We start from the raw sequence: 17,451 nt of genomic DNA, 5'->3' as shown, positions 1-17,451 counted from the left end.
CTCTTTGCGGCGGCAAAGAGAAGTAAGTGCCTGCCCCGCACAGGGGCAACGCTAATAGACCACTAACAAAACAAGGAAAGGCCAACGCCACAAGCCAACAGACAAAGAAGCGCCGAGCAGGCAAAAAACAGGTAAAGACCAACGCCGTAGGCAATCAAATCACCCTCACCGCCAAAGGCAAAACCCCCGCAGCTTGCGGCCCTATCCGGCATAGGCCTTGCGACACCCCATGGGAATGCAAAACCGAGGACAACCAACATGCCGGAATACGCCACCGCTGCCGCGCTCCCCCATCAGAAGCACGCTCACCGCCCCGAGCCGATCGAGCCACCATCGCCACAAACGGATCCCGACGAACCCGACACGATTCCGAGTCCCAGTCCGACTCCGGACCCGATCGAGCCGGTTGCTCCGCCAATCGGCGATCCGCCGCCGCAGCCCACCCAAACGCCACAAGCCAGTCCTCGTCCGCCGTCGCAGGTGTCACTAATGCAACTCTGACTCGTTCTGTGCGTTAGACCACAGTTCAGAGCAGCTAATTTATGTACTTGTTACAAAGCTGGCGCATCTTTTACCGGCAATTTACCGTCGTGACCCCTAGACTGTATGGGTGCCGCCGTCGATGGCGGCAGGCTTCCCCCGGAGGCATCGATCATGAGACATCCAGCACTGCGACGTTCCGCGCGCCACACGAAGCGCGACTCCCGGCCGGCCAGCGGCAATGGCGACCCGGTCGAGTCGCCGGACCCGGCAGCGCAGAACCGCGTCGCGCCCAATGCGCCGCCAGACGGCGAGCACAACCAGGGCGGCGTGCGTCCGGAAGGGCTGGAGTATCAGCGCGATCTCGGCTCAGAGCAGGACGCTTGAATCCGCCTGACGGCGGATAAGCAGGTTCCGGTTTCGTCATACAAAGCAGAAAAAATTTCCTCGCGGTGCTTCGGGATCGCGCGTTTCTGCTCGTTCGTCACATTTGCATACATTTTTATTTCTAGCATCTCAAAAAAACGGCACGCGACTTGCATGCACCTCTTTGGCACATATCCGTATGCAACGAAACAACTGACTAGGTGGAGCACCAATGAGCAGACTGATCGTGGTATCGAATCGTGTGGCGCCGACCCAGGAAGGCCGCCCCGCAGCAGGTGGCCTGGCGATTGGCGTGCTGGACGCGTTGAAGGAAACCGGCGGAGTCTGGTTCGGCTGGAGCGGTGAAACGGTGAGCGAGCCGTCCGCTCCGGTGATCGAAAAGCAGGGCAATGTGACGTACGCGACGGTGGGCCTCACCAAGCGCGACTATGACCAGTACTATCGCGGCTTTTCGAACGCGACACTGTGGCCGACGTTTCACTATCGCAATGACCTGTCGCGCTATGACCGGCAGGAATACGCGGGCTATCAGCGCGTTAACGCGACGCTCGCCAAGCAGCTCAAGGAGCTGCTCAAACCCGATGACATCATCTGGGTGCACGACTATCACCTGCTGCCGTTCGCGCGCTGCCTTCGTGAACTCGGGGTGAAGAATCCAATTGGCTTCTTCCTGCATATTCCGTTTCCGGTTCCAGAAGTACTCCGTACGATTCCGCCGCACGATGAATTGGTCAAGGCGATGTGCAGCTACGACGTGGTCGGTTTCCAGACCGACGCGGACCGCCAGTCGTTCGTCGATTTTATCGAGCGCGGGCAGCATGGCACCTCGAGCGAAGACGGCATGATGCACGCCTACAACCGCTTCCTGAAAGTGGGTGCGTACCCGATCGGCATCTATCCGGACGCGATCGCCAAGGCCGCCGAGCAATTCACCGACCGCAAGCCGGTGCGCAGCCTGCGTGACGGCATGCGCGGCCGCAAGCTGATCATGAGCGTCGACCGGCTCGACTATTCGAAGGGTTTGGTGGAGCGTTTTCAGGCGTTCGAACGCCTGCTGCTGAATGCCCCGGGGTGGCACGGACGCGTGTCGCTGGTGCAGATCGCGCCGCCGACGCGCGCGGATGTGCAGACGTATCAGCGCATTCGTCAGACGCTGGAGGGCGAAGCCGGCCGCATCAACGGCCGTTTCGCGCAACTTGACTGGACGCCGATCCAGTACCTGAACCGCAAGTACGAACGCAATCTGCTGATGGCGCTGTTCCGTCAATCGCAGGTCGGCTATGTGACGCCGCTGCGCGACGGGATGAACCTGGTCGCGAAGGAGTACGTCGCATCGCAGGATCCGGCCGATCCGGGCGTACTCGTGTTGTCGCAATTTGCCGGTGCGGCCGAGCAATTGCCGGGAGCGCTAGTCGTCAACCCGTTCGATCTGTCGCAGATGGCCGAGGCGCTGGAGCGCGCACTTTCGATGCCGCTCGCCGAGCGTCAGGCGCGTCACGCGGACATGATGGCACCCATGCGCGAGAACAATCTGTCGGTCTGGCGCGATACGTTCCTGGGCGATCTGCGTAATGTCGCGACCGCCTCTTCGGTGACGGCCAAAGCGGTAAAGCTCGCTGACGTGACGGCATCGTCGTAGCCGCATGAGCGGCCGCGCGGATTCCGTCCAGGACCGCGTGTGTTGGTCACGTCGAACTGTTTGAGTAAGGCTGAAGCATTAAAAAGGGCGCGGACCGCAGCATGCGTTTCGCGCCCTTGTTGTATCCGGCTTCAAGCGGATGAGATAGTCAAGCCGGCAATACGTTCACGCGGCTTGCACGCTCACGCGTTGCATCACTCGCAGCGTGCTGACCACCGCGGCGACCGCTGAAAAGCACGCGGCCACATACAGCACGATAGTCGGCCCATTCTGCGGTGCGATGCCGAAGATCAGCGCGACCAACGCGGCGCCGAGCGTTTGCCCGGTCAGGCGAGCAGTGCCGAGCATGCCGCTCGCGCCGCCGCTGCGCTCACGCGGTGCGGCGGACAGCATGGTCCGATTGTTCGGCGACTGGAAGATCCCGAAGCCCGCGCCGCATAGTGCCATGCGCCACGCGATCTGCATGGGCTCGGGATGCGCGCCGAGCGTGGCGAGCAGCAGCAGGCCTGCCGTCATCGCAACGAGCCCGACGCCGCCTAGCCAGCCAGACGACACCTTGTCCGACAGTACGCCGGCAATCGGCGCGGCGATGATGATCACCGCCGGCCACGGCGTCATCAGCAAACCGGTGTCTACCTGCGAGAAACCGAGCGTGTCCTGCAACAGAAACGGCAACGACACGAAGGCCAGCATCTGCGCGCAGAACGAACAGACCGAGGTGCCGATCGACAGGGCGAACACTGGAATCCTCAGCAAATCGATCGGCAGTAGAGGCGCGGGTTGGGTCAACTGACGGCGCACGAAGAAGTAGCCAATCACAACCGCGCCGAGTGCCTCGGCGATAACCCAGCCGACGTGCTCGCCGTGACCGAGGCCGTCGACGGCGAAAATCAGCAGGCCGAACACGAACGCGTTCATTACCGCGCTCAGATAGTCGTACGGAGACTCGTGGCCGGGATTCATTGGCAGCGCCTTGAAGGCGCCGATAATCGCGGCGATCCCGATCGGCACATTGATCGCAAACAGCCACGGCCACGAGGCGACGGCGAGCACGCCGGAGGCGACCGTCGGCCCGACCGCGGACGATACTGCAACGACCATCGCGTTGATTGCGACGCCGCGCCCGAGTTGCGCGGGCGGATAGATCATGCGCACCAGCGCGGTGTTCACGCTCATGACGCCTGCCGCGCCGAAGCCCTGAAACACGCGGGCGAGCGCGAGCGTCGGCAGTGAGGTGGACAACGCGCAACCGAACGACGCCACCGTGAACAGGATCAGTCCGGCCAGATAGATGCGCCGGTAGCCGATGCGGTCGCCAAGCGACGCAAGCGGCAGCAGCGAAATGGTGACGGCTAGTTGGTAAGCGTTGACAACCCAGATCGAGCCGGCTGCGCTCGCATGGAGATTGCGCGCGATGGTCGGCAGCGCCACGTTGGCGATCGCGCTATCGAGCACCGCCAGCGTGAGGGCGAGTGCGATAACCAGCATTGCCCAGTAGCGTTGCGGAATCGGCAAACCTTGTTCGGTGCTATCCGCGAACGGTGTGCCGGAGGCGAGTGGGGTAGCTGAGGCGGCGTCGGACGGCATCGAATCGTCTTCGCGCGATGGTTGTGCGTGCATCGTTCTTTTGATTTGGAGTGGGGCGGCTCATCGCTCCTGCGATGAGTCACGCGCGCTGCGTACCGCCCTGAAAAGTCAGGACAGCACGCAGCGACGATGCCGGTGCCGCGACGGCGCACCGGCATCGCGTCTCACGCGCTATTTGAGTTCGTACAGACCGGTATGGGTGGTCGAGTCGAGTTCGTTCAGATGCGTCATGAAGCGTGCGACCGCATTGGTGGTATCCGCGTTGATCGGCAGATGCGGCACCTTCAGCGCATGCAGGCGGAAGATATACCGGTGCGTCTTGTCGCCGCGCGGCGGCGCGGCGCCACCGAAGCCGACCGTGCCGTAGTCGTTGCGCACCTGCAGCGCGCCTTGCGGCAGCAGCGCGCCGTCGGCCTTGCCGGCGTTGCGCGGCAGTGAGCGGGCGTCGGCCGGAATATTGACCACGACCCAGTGCCAGAAGCCGCTGCCCGTGGGTGCGTCCGGATCGTGAACGGTGAGTGCGAAGCTTTGGGTGTCGGCCGGCGGTGCGTCCCACTGCAGCGCGGGCGAGATGTTCTCGCCGTCCACGCCGAAAGCCTTGTCGTGGTATTCGTGAGCTTTCGGCATAAAGCCATTGGCGGGAAAATCGTCGGACCAGAGACGGAAATCAGCCATTGTGTGCCTCCCTTCGTGAATAGTTCTGGGATGGTCGGGGCGTGTTTCTTTGCTGCCGGCTTGCTGCCCAATTTCTGCAGGTTCAGCCCGCAAAAAAATACCCCGAGCTAGCCAATCGAGTGTATCACCAGCGGGTTCGGGATTCGTTCGAACCGGGCAGACTACAAGCAGCTTTCAGCCGCGCTCCTCGAAGCGCGGCGCGTCGCTCTTCAACCACTCGACGAGCCGCTGCAACACGCCTTCGATATCGCGATTCGCACCACGCAAAGCGCATTCCCACACCACCCCGACGCGCCAGCCGCTCGCCAGCAACGCCGCCTGAACCTTGTCGTCATTGCTGCGATTGCGGCCGATCTTGTCGCGCCAGAACTCGGGCCGCGTTTGTGGCCATTTGAAGAGATGACAGTCGTGGCCGTGCCAGAAACAGCCGTGCACCAGAACAACAGCGCGATAGCGCGGCAGCACGATGTCCGGGCGGCCCGGCAGATCGCGTGCGTCTAAACGGAAACGAAAGCCCTGGCCGTGCAGCAGGCTGCGGATCAGGATTTCCGGTTTCGTATTGCGGCCACGAATGCCGGACATCATCCGGCTACGCGTCGCGGTGTCGACGATATCGACCATCGTTAGCGTCTGGGTGACCGGTCAGGCCACTCAGGAATAGAGCGAAAGGGCTTGCCTGGAACCATTGTGCGTCTCCTCGGCAAGCAGGGCTTGCACATGCGGCAGCATGATGCGCGCCACTTCCCGCATCACCGGCATGACGACGCTGTTGCCGAATTGCCGGTAAGCCTGCGTGTCGCTGACCGGAATCCTGAAGGTATCGGGAAAGCCCATCAGCCGGGCGCATTCACGCGGCGTGAGGCGCCGCGGCCGCAACTGCTCCCCCTGATAGACCAGGATCTCCGACCCGTCCTTGTGATAGCGCGCAGAGAGTGTGCGCGTGACGCTGTCGGGATACGCCATGCCGAAGCCGAAGCCATTGCCCGCCGCGCGATGCTTCGCCGCGTAGTTTTGCAGATAGGTCCAGAGATTCGGGGTGAGCGTGTACTTCGGTTGCACGCGTTTGCCGGCGTGGTCGAAGAAGCGATCATGGTCCCACGGCAGCACCGGTTCGCTGCCGTCCGTGCGATGCAGGATCGAGCCAAGGCGCGGGCCGCTTTCCGGCAGCCGCAGATCGTCCCAGGAGAACGACGTCTTGCCGCGAAAGCCGACGATGATGATGCGCTCCCGGTGTTGCGGCGTGAAATGCTGGCCGTCGACCACGCGGTAGTGCACTTCGTAGCCGAGTTCGTCGCGCAGGGTCTGCAAGATCACGTCGAAGGTGCGGCCTTTATCGTGCGAGAGCAGATTCTTCACGTTTTCCAGCAGGAACGCGGCGGGGCGCTTTGCCGCGATGATCCGCGCGACGTCGAAAAACAGCGTGCCCTGCGTCGTGCACTCAAAGCCGTGCGGACGCCCCAGCGCGTTTTTCTTGCTGACGCCGGCAATCGAGAACGGCTGGCACGGAAAACCGCCAAGCAGTACGTCGTGGCTCGGCACCTCTTCGGCGGGAAACGAGACGATGTCGCCAATCAGCGCGTGTTCGCCGCCGGCAGGGTAATTCTCGCGATAAGTCTTGTTGGAGAAATCATTCCACTCGCTCGTGAAGACGCAGTCGCCGCCGTGCGCCTCGAAACCCATGCGAATGCCGCCGATGCCAGCAAACAGATCGACGAAGCGGAACTGGGCGTCGCTCGTATTCGCGCCGGCCTTCGTCCGGCCGCTTTTATGCAGCAGGTCGCGCAAGGCCGGTTCGAGCATGGACGGGCACGGCGTTTCGCCTTTTTCCCAGCGACGCACCGTCTTGATGTCCTTGCCGACGTGCGCTGCGATTTCGCGTTGTGTGAAGCGGGCACGGGCCTGTTTGAGGAGGTCGAGCGGTGCGGCGAGGGTCACGAATGTCCTTGCTGGGAATTTTTGCGGACATTATGACCTAAGGTCGTCCCTTTTTCCTATTTTCACCGGCCGCGAGCAGAAAATTTCCTGTCACTCAAAGACTGCTTTCGCCTAAATGCGGCTGTCACAGTTGGACATGTAGGCTTACGACGTGACGCGAATTCCCCGCGTTGCGACGTGTTCGGGCCGCGACATGGTTCGCGGCCTTTTTTTAAGCAGGAAAAGTCGGACTGGCCGGCGCGAATGGCCGGCCATCAAGGCTTGCAGCGTGTCAGATATGGCGGCCGGCCGTCGTGGGGGAGAGCGGCTGGAACGGGACAGTGGTTGCCGGGACTAACGGATCCCATACGGGCTGGGGTTCGGCCTCGAACTGGTCGAGTTGCAGCAGGAGGCTGTCCACCGAGCGCAGTTGCGCGTGGGACAGATTGCCGGTGTCGAGCAACTGGCACAGACGCTTGCGCCAGTAAGTGGCAGGCAGAATCGGACCGCCCAGATCGCCGTGTAAAGACGGCCGCATCACGCGCCTGATATGCGCGATGTCCTGATCGGCCAGCGTCGCCTGCGATGACCCCGGCATTGTAATGAGCGTGCGTTCCATAGCCCCTCCTTGGCACCTTTACGGCTGGCCGCGGCGGGACTTTAGGGGTTTTTTGAAATATTTTTCGCGATCGTGTTTGTCGGGCGAAAAGGATTGGCTGGGTTGGCGGCCGGCGCGGGCACACCCGTTGCTGAATAGGGATACTGGCGTAATGTCGCGCTGGCATTCCAGATATCGGAGCCGAATATGAACAAGGACCAGGTGAAGGGCGTGGGCGAGCAGATCAAGGGCAAGGTCAACGAAGTCGCCGGCAAAGTCACCAACAACCCGGGTCAGGAGCTTAAAGGCGACCTTCAGCAAGGGGCCGGCAAAGTGCAAAAGGCTTATGGCGACGCTAAGGAAGACGCCAAGGACAATGCAAAGCGCAACGCGCCGTAATTGGGCTCTCGGTTTTGCTTGACGGGGAAAGGCGCTTCGGCGCCTTTTTTTGTTTTCTTCGAGGCTTCAGTCGCCGGGTTTCCGTTCTCGCCGCGCTTCAATTGCCGGGCGTCGGATGCAGGCCTTTGGGTAGCGGGATTCAGATATTGGGCTTCATGTGCCGGGGCCCGGCTGCCGGGCTCCAGTTGGCATGCCGATTTCGCCTGGGAGTAACCCGGGTTCGGCACCGCAGACGTTTCGCGCGCCGTGTGCCGCCTTTAGACTTGGCGCATCCAACAACGAGGAGGCGCCCATGACACCCGAAAAAGTGCTTTCGATGTTCGAACGGCAGTATCTGGAGGGCAAAGCGCCCGTCGACCTCGAAACCACGTGTGCGAGTTTCGCCAGTTGGCTGGCGGCAACGTGGGAGCTACTCGACGGCGAGCAGAAGACGCTGCTGCTGACGGTCGGCGCGGCTTTGTGGCGCGAGGGATATAACCTGCGCGCCGGTACGGCGACCAAGGATTTGTGGTGAGCCTTGGTGCCTGATGCGTTTGTTCGCTCGAGCGATTCGACGTTCGGGCGATTATGCGGGGGACGAACGTCGCGTGAGCACGTTCGCGTTGGTTGGGGTATTTGAGGCGGCTCGCGTTGTGGCGAGTTCGCACGCGTTGTGCTGAGTCGGTTTATATTTGGCGGTCGCGTGGTCGGATCTTCTTTTCGGTCTTCTGGCCGATCGCTGATTTCCGATTTCCATTTTTAGCCGCAGCTCTCGCACAAGGGTTACACCATCACCATGACCGATCTCTCCGCCTTCCCGATCACGAAGAAATGGCCAGCCGAGCATCCGGACCGGATTCAGCTGTATTCGCTGCCGACGCCCAATGGCGTGAAGGTGTCGATCATGCTCGAAGAGACCGGCCTGCCCTATGAGCCGCATCTCGTGCGCTTCGATACAAACGATCAGATGTCCTCGGAGTTTCTGTCGCTGAATCCGAACAACAAGATTCCGGCGATCATCGATCCCAACGGTCCTGACGGTAAACCGCTGCCGCTGTTCGAATCCGGCGCGATTCTGATTTACCTGGCGGACAAGGCCGGCAAATTCATTCCGCAGGATGCCGCTGGCCGTTATGAAGCGATCCAGTGGGTGATGTTCCAGATGGGCGGCATCGGTCCGATGTTCGGCCAGCTTGGTTTCTTCCACAAGTTCGCCGGCAAGGAATACGAAGACAAACGCCCGCGCGATCGTTATGTCGCGGAATCGAAGCGGCTGCTCGGAGTGCTGGAACAGCAACTCGAAGGGCGCGACTGGATCCTGGGCGATACGTATTCGATCGCCGATATTGCGAGCTTCCCGTGGGTGCGTAATCTGATCGGCTTCTACGAAGCAGGGGACCTGGTCGGGATTGACGACTTTCCGAATGTGAAGCGGGTGCTGGCGGCGTTCGTCGCGCGTCCGGCGGTGGCAAGGGGATTGGAGATTCCGAAGCGGCCTTCGTGATTGATGGGTGCGGCCGGGGATGTTGATCGTCTTCGGCTGTACGTCATTTGGGCTGGTCCCCTGACAGGAATCACGTCATCACCGGAAAGGCCAGATAGAAGCCCCGCTTGTCGGAGACCAGAAGATGACGAAGCGGAATCCGGCGGACGCACTCAGCGGCGTTCAATGCAAAGGCTGTTGCGCTTTGTGCTGCTGGAGACCGTGGATGACGCACTGCGCGAGTTGAGCGAGACCAGCACGGCGAAACCGCGTAGTGCCGCGGACTGATCTCACCGTTTCCGGAAGGTCTACCTGATCGGCTCAGCGGTATCGCCGGCGAGCAGCAATTGCGGAAGTTGCGAGAATGACCATCCGCCCGGCGCGCGATCGAGTATCCAGACTATGTCGAACCGGTCTTCCGGCCACGTCGCAGGAACCGCGGGAGCACCAGGTACGTGTCCGAATAGCGACGGCAGCACTTTGTGCTCCCATGCAATCAGCACGACGCCGGATTGGGTCAACACGTCCCCCATTAGCGCTGGCCCGTCGTCCTTCAGGTACGCCGTGACGTAGTTCACCTGCGATGTTTCTCGCAGCAACGCAACGAGAGGCGCAACTGTTTGCATCGCTCGCTTGCTCTTGCTGGCTGGACCGTTGCCCGGTGCGAACACGGCGGCCGGCCTCAGTCGCGCGGAATGCGTCTCGTGAATCGGACAGAAGAATCGCGCCAACGCGCCGGCACGCTGCCAGCCGCGAACCGCGAGGCTTTCGTCGTCGGCCTTACCGTCCGCTTCGATTCCGATACCCTCGTTGGCGGTTGGCTTCTCCGCGTGCCGGATAAACATGATTCGATCAGGTGCCATGTTGCCTCCATGGTGCGACGTGAAACGGCTGCGACAGGAAACGCTGGATCTTACGAGCGCGCGCCACGGCGAACTTGTCTTCCGGCGCCAGTTCGTCCATATCCGGAATCGCGATGATGTTGAGCAGTTCCATCATGTCGACGGTCTTGCCCACGTCGTCGCCTGGTTGCTGCTGGGCTTCAAGTGTCAGTTCCGAGCCATCGACAGTCAACACGTCGTAAATCTTCGGCACGCTAGCGAGCGGAAATTCCACGTCGATCACGGCACCAATGCACTGTACGATCTCGCCTTCGACCATAGCTATCGGCTCGCGTTCAGTGTTGTCCGCAAACGGCTCACGACTGTAATTGGTGCGGGATTTGTAATTGGTGGAAAGCAATGCCGGATCGCTTCACAAAATCCATAGGGAGATCACCCCGATAAGGACCCTCTGCTTTGCCGATGATATGTATCGGTGATATGCCGCCAATGGCGCGGCATGGCGCTTCGATTTCGTGCTGTACGGTCAAACGATTTGCGGCATGATATGAGGCGTGCAGATTCGCATGGAGCCGGCGGAATATTCATTTTTCTGGTGCCAGTTTGCCGGTGCCGCTGATCACTAGCTCACGACTTTTACCATACTGCTGCTCGTACTATTTCGTACGCCTGGACAGCCTTTTATGGGATTCAATACTCCAAAGCATTATCGGTGAATCGAAAAAGTACCGGGATCTTCTATCTGATGGAGGATGAGCATGGACAACATCGATCGCGCCAAGGTTGCCGAACTTCAACGTGAGTCGGCTAGCGCGTATGCACTAGCCAGGAATGCCTATGAATTGGCAAAGACAGAGGTAGATCTCAATTCGACAACCGTCAAGCAACAAGCGGCCGCCCGCGTATATCGAAGTGCCGTAGCTGCCCGCGAAGCCGTATCGGGTGTCTGACGCATAGTCGAGCACGTTATGAATATTCTCAGAAGTCACCTCGAGCTAAAAGGCTGCGTGGAAGGCTGCCCGGGTGGTGACCAGAATAGGGGTAAGCGGTGGGTTTCTGGTGCAACGGTGGTTGCCGCGTTCCTGATGTTGAAACCGCGCATCGCGTTCGTTCGGAACTTGACGTTGCGATGGTCCTGGTCGAGAGTCCATTAACCTCAGATTGCTTACTCTCCAATGGGGACTCAATGATGACAGTCGAACACTCTCCTAATCCGCGAATTAAGGAACGCGAAAAAGCCGGACCGCACCTTACCACGCATGAGCATTTGGGTCTGAACGGGAGAATCGCCCTCGTCATCACCAACGCTGTTGGCACGATGTGGTGCGCCTATTTCTTTGCGGTCATCGCCCTCATCAGCTTGCCATCGGCCATCCAGGGCGGAGTGTCGACGCTAATCGCCTGGATTGCTCAAACATTTTTGCAGCTGGTATTGCTGTCAGTAATCATGGTGGGCCAAAAGGTTGCAGCGGCAGCCTCAGACAAGCAGGCGCTGCAGACCTACAAGGACGCCGAGGTGCTCTTGAAGATCCAGGACGAGGTGCACCGGCTGATCGAGATCAACAATGAGCTAACCGAAGCGATCCATCGCGCGGTTTCGGCAAAGGGAACATCAGCGGTTGAGCCGTTGCACGTTTCCGGCGACTCCAGCCCGTCAGCATGATCATGGCCTGGAAACTTACATTCCGGCGGGCCAATGATCGGTAGTGGTCTACCTGCGATCTTGACCTGTAAGGTCGAATGCAAACTCGCAGGCGATCTCAATCGAGGGGCGCTCCGAGGTCAGTTACTCGCCGAGTTGCCACCATCGACACACCGCGCTTCTGAATATCGCCGCGACGTGCGCCCGGTTGCGTTGAGGATGCTACTGAGAGAAGACTCGAAGCAAGCGATCACCACTCGTTCATGCTCACCTTGCAACAGGAGGCACCCTTGAGCCCGATATCTTCGCCGCTCTCTACCGCCCAGCACGTGCTCGACACCGAGCCACAATACGTCGATGTTCCGATGTCGGCGGCCGCTGCATTTCTGGTCCTCGTCGTCAAGGACGATGACGCGTCGATCGCCACCGCCCGCGCCGTGGTGGCCAGCACCGACGACCTCATCAAGGACGTCAGGATCCGTGCCGATCGCGGCGTGTTCACCTGCAACGTCGGGATCTCGCATCGCGTCTGGGGGCCACTCACCGGAAAACCTGCGCCCAGCGAGCTCGCGCCGTTCAAAGAGGTGCGAGGCGCGACGCACACCGCGGTGGCCACAGCGGGTGATCTGCTGTACCACATCCGTGCCGACTCGACGGACCTGATCATCGAGTTCGAGAAGATTCTCCTCGAGGCTTTCGGCGACGCCGTCACTGCGATCGACGACGTGGCCGGGTTCCGCTACTTCAACGGGCGCGATCTGCTCGAATTTGTCGACGGCACCGCGAATCCCGACGGCCTCGATTTGCCCGCCGCGACGATCGTCGGCGAGGAAGATCCTGCCTACGCCGGTGGTAGCTACGTTGTGATCCAGAAGTACTTGCATAACCTGTCGGCCTGGCGCGCACAGACTGTGGAGGCCCAGGAGGAGATCATCGGGCGCACCAAGTTCGACAACGTCGAGTTGCCCGACGCGACGGAGGGCCAGAAGTCGCACAAGACACTCTGCACGATCCAGGACGCCGAAGGCGAGCACGACATCCTGCGTGACAACATGCCGTTCGCCGTCCCTGGCCGCGGCGAGTACGGCACCTACTTCATCGGTTATTCGCGCCACCTCTGGGTGATCGAGAAGATGCTGGAGCGGATGTTCATCGGCAACCCTCCGCCGCTTCACGACCGGATCCTGGACTTCTCCAAGGCCGTTGCCGGTGTGACGTTTTTCGCTCCGGCACGCAAGTTCCTGAGCAACCTGGCTGACTGAAGCTTGCTATCGGCCGTGCTGGCAGTTCGCAGGAGTTACCGAAATGCGTACGAGCCAGTCACTTGGGCGTTGGCAAGCGCAGTGCGACGCCGCTTACGCAGACGCCTTCTCGCTATCAAAGTGCAGGCGGGCCGTTGTGACCGCAGCATGATTCTCGTCGGCCCACTGAATCAGGACGTTCAACGCCTCGAACATCGAACAACCGAGGTCGGTCAGGCTGTATTCGACGCCCGGTGGCTTCGTAGGAAAGACTTCACGATGTACGTAGCCGTCGCGTTGTAACTCATGAAGTGTCTGCGTGAGCATTCGCTGCGAAATGTCCGGTACCAACCGGCGAAGTTCACCGAACCGATGTGGGTGCTCGGCCAGCGCCATCATCAGCAAAGAACTCCACCGCCCGCTGATGACATCCATGACGTCGCGCACCGGGCAATTCGTAAACGCACCGTATTTTGCTCGGGCCTCCTCCAGTCTCGTTTTGAGGGCGCAAGTCACCGCCTTGGTGGTTCCCATTTGGTAACTATCTCCTGAAAAACTGCCTTCTTTACGGAAGAGCGCAGACGCTTGATCATCGAATTGCTCTCAAAACGAGAGTAACACTCAGAATGAGGCCAGTCCATGAGCGACACCATTTTCGTCACCGGTGCATCCGGTCAACTTGGTCAGCTTGTTATCAAGCATCTGCTTGCGCGCGGCGTGACGCACAACCGTATCATCGCCGGCACCCGCAGCCCCGAAAAGCTGGCTGGCCTTGCGGCAGCGGGCATTGAGGTTCGCAAGGCGGACTTCGAAGATCCGGAACGCCTGACCGAAACTTTCGAAGGCGTCGGTACTGCCCTCATCATTTCAACAGATGCCCTGGATGGGGCCGACAGACGATTGAAGCAGCATCGCAATGCGGTACTGTCAGCCGCCGCGGCAGGTGTCAAGCGACTCGCCTATACGTCGATGCCCAATCCGGACAGTTCGCTTCTGACCTTCGCACCGGACCACCTGGAAACTGAGCGGACCATTAAGGCCACAGGTTTGCCGCACGTGATTTTCCGAAACGGTTGGTATCACGAAAATCTGCTCAGGTCGCTCCCTGATGCACTTAAAAGCGGGCAATGGCATTCGGCAACTGAAGGCGGGAGAACGTCGTGCGCCGGACGGGAGGAGATTGCTGAAGCGATTGCCGCAGCGCTGGCTACGCCAACCTCCATTAGCCGGATCTACACGCTCACTGGCGCTGAGGCGCTGTCCAACGAAGAAATCGCGGACCTCGCTCGCCGTGCTACAGGCAAGCCTCTTGCCGTCGTCCATGTGACTGACGAGCAATTCGTTACGGGGCTGAAAGCGGCTGGTGTTCCTGACGTATTTGTTTCTCTATTGGTGTCAATTGAGGCGGAGGTTCGGGCTGGCAATCTTTCTATCGTCACGGACCATCTCGAATCGCTCATCGCCCGCACTCCGAAGCGGCTAGCGGATTATCTGGAAGAGGCCAAGGCCAGCTATACAGCTTGAGGATATTTCCGCCCTTTGTCAGGAAAAGCTCGGGAGGCCGTCATCCTGGTTCTCCGTGATACGACGGAAGCCGTTACGGCGAATAGTTGTGCGCTGTTTGCGGGCATTGCCGCCGAACGGCTGGTGTAGTTTGAAAGCAGCCCCTCCATCCAGGCGGCGACGGAGTGGAATGGGTCGACAGCGGGCGGAGTGATAGTGGGTGTAGGCATAGCTCGGATGCAACGTTGCTTTGGCGCACGAGCTTATCAGTGCGTTGCTTCATTGGTCGGCTCGATCTGCCGCTCCCGGCCTGCGGACGACAGACGAGGCGCCCAAATCGCTCCTGCTCTCCAAATATAGGCTCCAAATATAGGCCTATCCGTCGTTGGCCAACCTTGAACGGATTTCGGCAACCGAGAGGTCGCGCTGATGCGTGGCAATTTGCCATGTGTTTCCCCACGGATCTCTTACCATCGCTCGCCTGTCGCCGTATGGCGTGTCGGTCGGAACTTCGAGCGAGATCGCATTCGCCACAATCGCTCGCTGGTAGGTCGAATCGGCGTCCGCCACGTAGACATACAGAAACGCCGGCATCGGATCGCGAAGGCCGTCTTCGCCGCTAACCATCACCACGGAATCGCCGATCATGATTTCGGCCGGCAGCCCGTGACGGTATTCGCCCTGTGCCTGAAACACCATTTTGATGAATGTGATCAGGTTTTCCGGATCCCGTACGACGATTCGGGGCGTGACCGTATGCCATCCATCAGGCTGGAATTTAGCCATGTTGCGCAGCCTCGGAAGAGATTCGCAGGGGCATTGTCCCCCGAGCGCGGGATGTCCGCAAAGGCGCGATAGCGCTCGGACAGGCAGTGGGTGGGTGAGCGTAGCCGATGGCGTACGTCGTCGCTCAACCGCTATCTGGCGAGGCGCAGATACTGCTATCAACAGTGCGTGAAGCGGGCGGCTTTGACTGACTATCGGCAGTTGGGCGCCGTGGAGGCGTGGGCTAGTTACGCCACATTTACGCCAAACTTGCTGCGGATCCTTGTGTGGTAAGGACCCCTGGCCTTTTCTTGGTCCCCCTGACAGGAATCGAACCTGTATCTAGCGCTTAGGAGGCACTTGTTCTATCCATTGAACTACAGGGAGATGGATAATTTCAATGGGAGGATCGGAGTCTTACTGCTATTGGCTTCAACCTTATCCCGTGGGCGTTTCCGGCCTTTCTGCTTCTTCCTAAATGAAGCGCCGTGACAGCCTGTGAACCCCAGTTTATAGCGGCCTCTGCTACAAATTGACCTCGTAGCGCTGAAAAGTGATCTGGCACTGCTACAGTTTCCGAACGGGGTAAAACATGGCTTCAATCCTGCCAGTCGGCAGTCGCTGGCGTGCCCAGGTGCGCAAGCGAGGGCAGAGTATAGCAAAAACGTTCAAAACGAAAGGGGCTGCCGAGGCCTGGGCGCGAGCCAAGGAAGTCGAAATCGACAACGGCCAGAATGCGGTCGACCTGGCCACAGTCAAGGTCGGCGAGCTCGTCAGGAAATACCGCGAAGCGCGCGCAGAATCCGGCCGGCCGGTCAAGGAAAAGTCGAACGAGGACTACATCCTGAAGCGACTGGAAGATGCGTTCGAAAGTGACTTTGCAGCGAAACTCACGACACAACGTATCGTCAAGTTTGCGCAGGATCGTAGGAAAGCCGGCGCCGGCGGCTATACCGTCGACATGGATATCTCGAAACTCGGCACCGTCCTGCGCCACATGGGGTCATTGCTTGAGCTGACGCTGCCCGATGCGATCGGTACGGCGCGCCCCACGCTCCACCATCTGCGCTTGATCGAAGCCGGCGGCAAGCGTGAGCGCCGACCAACATCCGAAGAAATCGAGAAAATCTTTGCGTGGTTCGCCGAGCATCCGGAGCGTCAACAGGCGATGCCAGATCTGTTGCGCGTCGCCATGCAGTGTGCGTTTCGCCGTAGCGAGCTGTTCAACCTGAGTTTGGATGATATCGACGCCGAGAATCACCTCGCGCTGGTGCGCGATCGCAAGCATCCCAGGCAGAAGGTCGGCAACAACGAGTGGATCCCGCTGATTGGCGACGCGTTCGAAGTCATCATGCGGCAACCGCGTTACCCGGTGCCGCCTGAATACACTGAGAAGCGTAAGGCCGATTCAAAGACGCCGCCGCATAAGAACGAATACATTTTCCGATTCGACAAGGGCACGGCGAGCAAGTACTTCAAGCAGGCCTGCGACGACAAGGGTGTCGTCGATCTTCGCCTGCACGACCTTCGGCATGAGGCGACGAGCGCATTATTTGAGGCGGGGTGGCAGATTCCGGAGGTGGCGGCCGTGACTGGTCATAAAGACTGGCGCAACCTTAAGCGATACACCAATCCTGATCCAGTTCAGGTTGCCAAAAAAGGGCGGCTCAAGCTAATAAATGCCGCGTGAGAGCTATTCTAAATAGTCTGCCCTGAATAACCCGAAGGGCCTCGTGCGACGGAGCTTTGAAGCGGAAATGGTGTTGTGAGATTTGCAGGAACCTAGCATGTATGGACCCGACGCCTTTTGCAAGCTTCTTTTTCCTGATGTCGAAACGGTCTGCATGCATGTATCCGGCTTGCCGTTGGGCGATTTGCCGAAGCACGCCCGCAGCCTTGATGAGATCCGCGCATTCTGTCCTTAGCACATTAGCGGCTTGCCCAATGGGACTGCCGACCAGGTTCACAGGTTTCAGAATGCTGGTTCAACCATTTTCGTCATCACTTAGAGAAGCTTCGCAAACCACATGAATTGTCCGGTTGTCCGGATGTTGCCGGGTATCGTTCAGACGGCTGCGCGCGATGATCAGGCCGCGAAGTGCAATCGAGCCCGCCATCGGTCATATGAAGACAGACGGAAAACTCGATCGCAACTGGCTCAAAGGCGCGCTCGGCGATGCGATGCACGCAGTGCTGTGCGGCGCCGGCCACAACCTGCGGATGATCCTGAGGAAGCTGCGGCTTTTTTGCATCTTCATTCTCGCTGCTTTGCTCAACCGCTGCATTCCGTCCGATGTGATGGTGTGACGCCGGCGGC

The 17,451-nt window shown here is 59.9% G+C and carries 19 protein-coding genes, 1 tRNA gene and 2 pseudogenes; 12 read left to right on the top strand and 10 right to left on the bottom strand.

The genetic code is table 11. The features are described from left to right. Nucleotides 1-258: 258 nt before the first annotated feature. From PQR40_RS33595 to otsA, 3 genes are all read left to right on the top strand, one after another. A complete protein-coding gene (locus PQR40_RS33595; RefSeq protein ID WP_408241920.1) occupies nucleotides 259-501 on the top strand; it encodes a hypothetical protein in 243 nt (80 codons plus the stop codon). Nucleotides 502-654: 153 nt separating this feature from the next. Beyond that, nucleotides 655-867: a hypothetical protein gene (locus tag PQR40_RS33590; protein ID WP_408241918.1), complete on the top strand. Its 213-nt coding sequence runs from the start codon at nucleotides 655-657 to the stop codon at nucleotides 865-867. A 211-nt stretch (nucleotides 868-1,078) separates the two neighbouring features. After that, nucleotides 1,079-2,506, top strand: coding sequence for an alpha,alpha-trehalose-phosphate synthase (UDP-forming) (otsA, locus tag PQR40_RS33585; RefSeq protein WP_325046765.1), 1,428 nt, complete (start codon nucleotides 1,079-1,081; stop codon nucleotides 2,504-2,506). A 165-nt stretch (nucleotides 2,507-2,671) separates the two neighbouring features. Here otsA and PQR40_RS33580 read toward each other — a convergent pair whose 3' ends face one another. The 5 genes from PQR40_RS33580 to PQR40_RS33560 all read right to left on the bottom strand — a co-directional run bounded on the left by PQR40_RS33580 (nucleotide 2,672) and on the right by PQR40_RS33560 (nucleotide 7,301). Then, nucleotides 2,672-4,126 carry an MFS transporter gene (locus PQR40_RS33580; protein ID WP_408241916.1) on the bottom strand — a complete coding sequence of 485 codons (1,455 nt, stop codon included), beginning with the start codon at nucleotides 4,124-4,126 and terminating at the stop codon, nucleotides 2,672-2,674. Between the two features lie 138 nt (nucleotides 4,127-4,264). Then, nucleotides 4,265-4,768 (bottom strand): YbhB/YbcL family Raf kinase inhibitor-like protein, encoded by a 504-nt coding sequence (locus PQR40_RS33575; protein WP_408241914.1) that lies wholly within the window; start codon nucleotides 4,766-4,768, stop codon nucleotides 4,265-4,267. Nucleotides 4,769-4,942: 174 nt separating this feature from the next. Next, nucleotides 4,943-5,389, bottom strand: coding sequence for a very short patch repair endonuclease (locus PQR40_RS33570; protein ID WP_408241912.1), 447 nt, complete (start codon nucleotides 5,387-5,389; stop codon nucleotides 4,943-4,945). Between the two features lie 30 nt (nucleotides 5,390-5,419). Continuing rightward, on the bottom strand, nucleotides 5,420-6,703 hold the full coding sequence (gene dcm / locus PQR40_RS33565) for a DNA (cytosine-5-)-methyltransferase (RefSeq protein WP_408241910.1): 1,284 nt from the start codon (nucleotides 6,701-6,703) through the stop codon (nucleotides 5,420-5,422). A gap of 271 nt (nucleotides 6,704-6,974) precedes the next feature. Next, nucleotides 6,975-7,301 (bottom strand): hypothetical protein, encoded by a 327-nt coding sequence (locus PQR40_RS33560; protein WP_408241908.1) that lies wholly within the window; start codon nucleotides 7,299-7,301, stop codon nucleotides 6,975-6,977. 186 nt (nucleotides 7,302-7,487) lie between these two features. Here PQR40_RS33560 and PQR40_RS33555 point away from each other — a divergent pair, with 186 nt between their 5' ends. The 3 genes from PQR40_RS33555 (at nucleotide 7,488) to PQR40_RS33545 (ending at nucleotide 9,162) form a co-directional block, all read left to right on the top strand. Further along, on the top strand, nucleotides 7,488-7,679 hold the full coding sequence (locus tag PQR40_RS33555; protein ID WP_408241906.1) for a CsbD family protein: 192 nt from the start codon (nucleotides 7,488-7,490) through the stop codon (nucleotides 7,677-7,679). A 292-nt stretch (nucleotides 7,680-7,971) separates the two neighbouring features. Continuing rightward, nucleotides 7,972-8,193, top strand: a complete 222-nt coding sequence (locus PQR40_RS33550; protein ID WP_408241904.1) for a hypothetical protein — start codon at nucleotides 7,972-7,974, stop codon at nucleotides 8,191-8,193. A gap of 261 nt (nucleotides 8,194-8,454) precedes the next feature. Beyond that, nucleotides 8,455-9,162, top strand: a complete 708-nt coding sequence (locus PQR40_RS33545; protein ID WP_408241902.1) for a glutathione binding-like protein — start codon at nucleotides 8,455-8,457, stop codon at nucleotides 9,160-9,162. Nucleotides 9,163-9,449: 287 nt separating this feature from the next. Here the strand turns inward: PQR40_RS33545 and PQR40_RS33540 are convergent, their stop codons facing one another. Then, a complete protein-coding gene (locus PQR40_RS33540) occupies nucleotides 9,450-10,004 on the bottom strand; it encodes a histidine phosphatase family protein (RefSeq protein ID WP_408241900.1) in 555 nt (184 codons plus the stop codon). A 139-nt stretch (nucleotides 10,005-10,143) separates the two neighbouring features. Then, nucleotides 10,144-10,302: pseudogene (locus tag PQR40_RS33535) on the bottom strand (F0F1 ATP synthase subunit beta); the annotation flags it as partial. A 439-nt stretch (nucleotides 10,303-10,741) separates the two neighbouring features. Between PQR40_RS33535 and PQR40_RS33530 the strand changes: the two are divergent. The 3 genes from PQR40_RS33530 (at nucleotide 10,742) to PQR40_RS33520 (ending at nucleotide 12,887) form a co-directional block, all read left to right on the top strand. Continuing rightward, on the top strand, nucleotides 10,742-10,933 hold the full coding sequence (locus PQR40_RS33530) for a hypothetical protein (RefSeq protein ID WP_408241898.1): 192 nt from the start codon (nucleotides 10,742-10,744) through the stop codon (nucleotides 10,931-10,933). 236 nt (nucleotides 10,934-11,169) lie between these two features. Next, nucleotides 11,170-11,646 (top strand): hypothetical protein, encoded by a 477-nt coding sequence (locus tag PQR40_RS33525; protein ID WP_408241896.1) that lies wholly within the window; start codon nucleotides 11,170-11,172, stop codon nucleotides 11,644-11,646. A 269-nt stretch (nucleotides 11,647-11,915) separates the two neighbouring features. Then, complete coding sequence (locus PQR40_RS33520) at nucleotides 11,916-12,887, top strand: Dyp-type peroxidase (RefSeq protein ID WP_408510737.1); 972 nt, start codon at nucleotides 11,916-11,918, stop codon at nucleotides 12,885-12,887. Between the two features lie 93 nt (nucleotides 12,888-12,980). Here PQR40_RS33520 and PQR40_RS33515 read toward each other — a convergent pair whose 3' ends face one another. Continuing rightward, the gene (locus PQR40_RS33515) at nucleotides 12,981-13,400 is read right to left on the bottom strand and encodes a winged helix-turn-helix transcriptional regulator (RefSeq protein WP_408241892.1); all 420 of its coding nucleotides are present in this window, start codon (nucleotides 13,398-13,400) and stop codon (nucleotides 12,981-12,983) included. Between the two features lie 105 nt (nucleotides 13,401-13,505). Between PQR40_RS33515 and PQR40_RS33510 the strand changes: the two genes are divergently transcribed. After that, nucleotides 13,506-14,390 carry an SDR family oxidoreductase gene (locus PQR40_RS33510; protein ID WP_408241890.1) on the top strand — a complete coding sequence of 295 codons (885 nt, stop codon included), beginning with the start codon at nucleotides 13,506-13,508 and terminating at the stop codon, nucleotides 14,388-14,390. Nucleotides 14,391-14,744: 354 nt separating this feature from the next. Here the strand turns inward: PQR40_RS33510 and PQR40_RS33505 are convergent, their stop codons facing one another. Both PQR40_RS33505 and PQR40_RS33500 read right to left on the bottom strand, forming a co-directional pair. Further along, complete coding sequence (locus PQR40_RS33505) at nucleotides 14,745-15,155, bottom strand: VOC family protein (RefSeq protein WP_408241888.1); 411 nt, start codon at nucleotides 15,153-15,155, stop codon at nucleotides 14,745-14,747. Between the two features lie 291 nt (nucleotides 15,156-15,446). Then, nucleotides 15,447-15,521: transfer RNA gene (locus tag PQR40_RS33500), tRNA-Arg, on the bottom strand. A 205-nt stretch (nucleotides 15,522-15,726) separates the two neighbouring features. Here PQR40_RS33500 and PQR40_RS33495 point away from each other — a divergent pair. After that, nucleotides 15,727-16,824 (top strand): site-specific integrase, encoded by a 1,098-nt coding sequence (locus tag PQR40_RS33495; RefSeq protein WP_408241886.1) that lies wholly within the window; start codon nucleotides 15,727-15,729, stop codon nucleotides 16,822-16,824. A 377-nt stretch (nucleotides 16,825-17,201) separates the two neighbouring features. Then, nucleotides 17,202-17,441 (top strand): annotated as a pseudogene (locus PQR40_RS33490) (IS5/IS1182 family transposase); the annotation flags it as partial. Nucleotides 17,442-17,451 lie beyond the last annotated feature (10 nt).

The sequence above is a fragment of the Paraburkholderia sediminicola genome (assembly GCF_046026855.1).
GTDB lineage: Bacteria > Pseudomonadota > Gammaproteobacteria > Burkholderiales > Burkholderiaceae > Paraburkholderia > Paraburkholderia sediminicola_A.
The sequence above is the reverse complement of the archived record's forward strand: the minus strand, read 5'-3'. Positions and strand labels throughout refer to the sequence as shown.